The sequence below is a fragment of the Jatrophihabitans lederbergiae genome, assembly GCF_031845305.1.
Lineage (GTDB): Bacteria > Actinomycetota > Actinomycetes > Mycobacteriales > Jatrophihabitantaceae > Jatrophihabitans_A > Jatrophihabitans_A lederbergiae.
Genome location: NZ_JAVREH010000139.1, coordinates 1 through 2,055, shown reverse-complemented (window position 1 = coordinate 2,055; position 2,055 = coordinate 1). Strand labels below are relative to the sequence as shown.

Genomic DNA, 2,055 nt, shown 5'->3' with positions numbered 1-2,055 from the left:
GGCGCCCACGGCATCAGGATGGTCAACATCGCCCCCGGCGCGGTGTCCACCCCGATCAACGCCTCCACCGAGGCCGACCCGGCCAAGATGAAAGCTCTCGACGCCGCGATCCCCCTCGGGCGGATGGTGCAGTCCTCTGAGATCGCCGACGTGGTGGTGTTCCTGGCCTCGGGCAAGGCCGGCTACATGACCGCCACCACCGTCGTCATCGACGGCGGCATCATGCAAGGCAGCGTCGGACTCTAAGCCAACGCACGCCGACACAGGTCAACCGGCGTTACCTACGCGCAGACCAGCGCGGGACAGTCGGCTCCGTCCCGGCCGAAGGTGGCGATCATCGGCTCCGGGTTCGCCGGGTTCTTCGCCGCCGGCCGTCCGGGCAACGCCGATACCGACGCCAGCTTGTTGTCAGCTACCGACGGCATCTTCAGGCCCCCGCTGTTACAACACGTCCTGTGACCGGGTGCTGCTGACCGCCTGGCAGCGTCACCCGCCTGCTGGACATACCGGCGCTGGTCGAGCACGCGATCCGGGTGAAGACCGTCACCGAGGCCCTGTATCTGCGAGATCACGCCGGTGGCTGCCGCGCCCGGGATGGGACCCGGGTTGGTCGATCGTGGAGGGGGCTGGAGAGCCGCTGATGAGCACTCTGGCGAGCACGGCGCGGGCGCGCAAAACCCATGAGGGCGCATTGCCCGGTTAACAGTCCAGGGCTGGTTGGTAAGATGGGTAATGTGTTAGCAGGAAACCTCATGGCGCGGCGTGGCTGGCGGGTATCTAGGTCGACGTCTTTGGCCGCAGCCGCGGTGTCCGCCACCGGCTGTTCTTCCGTTGTGCCGGCCGGCCGCACCTGGCAGTGCGTCGGTTGGTCCGAGCGCCTCGGTCGATATCCGTCTCGTCGTCGCAGACCAACGCCTGCTCCCCGGGTACACCTATGGGGCGTTGACCGACACTGCCGAGTCTGTCTGCGACTCATTTCAGAGGGGAGCGTCGTGGGAGCAGGAGTTGCAAACCAGGGTGGACATGGGAATGCAAGCGCCGAGCGCGGCTAGCTTCATGCAGATCTCGATCCTCGCCTACTGCCACACCTTCTCTCAGGTCGTTCCGATCTCCAGTCCGTAACCGGCTCGTTAGCCCAGGTCTTGTTCCTGCACTGTTCCCCATGACGTGGGGGCGCCGCATCTGAGTATAACGTCGCTGCGCATGATCGAGCCGATCCGGCTGCGTGCCTCCCTGACCATCCCACGTCCAGCGCGGCTGAGCGGCTCGCGCCGGGGGCTTTGGTCAGTGCCGTCCGCGGCGGCTGGTGGTTTGGGCGCGCGCCCGACGCTGCCGCTGTTGGTTGTCGAGGATTATGAGGCGGTGCCGCCGCTTCGCAGCGACGGCGGTGAATATCTGGGCTGCACACAGCAGGATCACCGCGCTGGCATCAAGGTGGCCAATGGTGGTTACCAGCAGCACAGCGCAGGTGAGGGTGGCAAGGATGACTACCCGCGGATACACCCAGCGGCGCCAGGAGCCGATCGGCGGCACGACTTCAGCGTGCAGGAGCAGCGCGCACGCGAGAGCAAATATTCCCAGGACGGCGATGCCACGCCCGTGTGTTGTCAGCAACGTCAGGCTCACCCTCCTCATCCTGCCACCGCCGACGGTCGTTGCCGCGGCCAATCTCGTCCACCGCCACTCACCGATCGGGATACCCGTGACCGTGACCGGGCCAGGGCCTGCGGATGGCTGGCCCTTACGGCGGATACGGTGGCGGCATGCAACGTAACCGGCTCTACCGCGCTGGGGTGCTGGAGGCTGAGGATTTCGACCCAGCCGACATCAGTGAACGGATCGGCGAACCGGACGTGGTCGTCTGGCTGGATCTGGAGTCACCGGATGAGAGGGAGCTGGCTCTGCTCGCGGAGGAGTTCTCCCTCAATGCCCTGGCCGTGGAGGACGCCGCTCACGAGCACCAGCGGCCCAAGGTCGATCACTACAGCGACCATATTTTCATGAGCCTGTACGGCGTGCATCTGGACGTCGACACCGGTGAACTGCACACCAGCG

At 65.9% G+C, this 2,055-nt stretch carries 5 protein-coding genes; 3 read left to right on the top strand and 2 right to left on the bottom strand.

The features are described from left to right. The coding region (locus RM423_RS24525) for an SDR family oxidoreductase (RefSeq protein WP_311425658.1) at positions 1-246 on the top strand (246 nt) is incomplete at its 5' end. A gap of 35 nt (positions 247-281) precedes the next feature. On the opposite strand, the gene RM423_RS24520 is transcribed toward RM423_RS24525, so the two are convergent. Then, entirely contained in the window at positions 282-425 is a 144-nt protein-coding gene (locus RM423_RS24520) for a hypothetical protein (RefSeq protein ID WP_311425657.1), read from the bottom strand. A gap of 337 nt (positions 426-762) precedes the next feature. Between RM423_RS24520 and RM423_RS26145 the strand changes: the two genes are divergently transcribed. Further along, entirely contained in the window at positions 763-1,122 is a 360-nt protein-coding gene (locus RM423_RS26145; protein ID WP_396327878.1) for a DUF732 domain-containing protein, read from the top strand. A 162-nt stretch (positions 1,123-1,284) separates the two neighbouring features. Here RM423_RS26145 and RM423_RS24515 read toward each other — a convergent pair whose 3' ends face one another. Beyond that, positions 1,285-1,626 (bottom strand): hypothetical protein, encoded by a 342-nt coding sequence (locus RM423_RS24515; RefSeq protein ID WP_311425656.1) that lies wholly within the window; start codon positions 1,624-1,626, stop codon positions 1,285-1,287. A gap of 137 nt (positions 1,627-1,763) precedes the next feature. On the opposite strand from RM423_RS24515, the gene RM423_RS24510 reads away from it, so the two are divergent. Next, a partial coding sequence (locus RM423_RS24510) for a CorA family divalent cation transporter (RefSeq protein ID WP_311425092.1) occupies positions 1,764-2,055 on the top strand: 292 nt, incomplete at its 3' end.

Excerpts from the sequence above, each read along its gene's own strand:
- RM423_RS24520 (WP_311425657.1), bottom strand. The coding sequence starts at position 425 with ATGCCGTCGGTAGCTGACAACAAGCTGGCGTCGGTATCGGCGTTGCCC.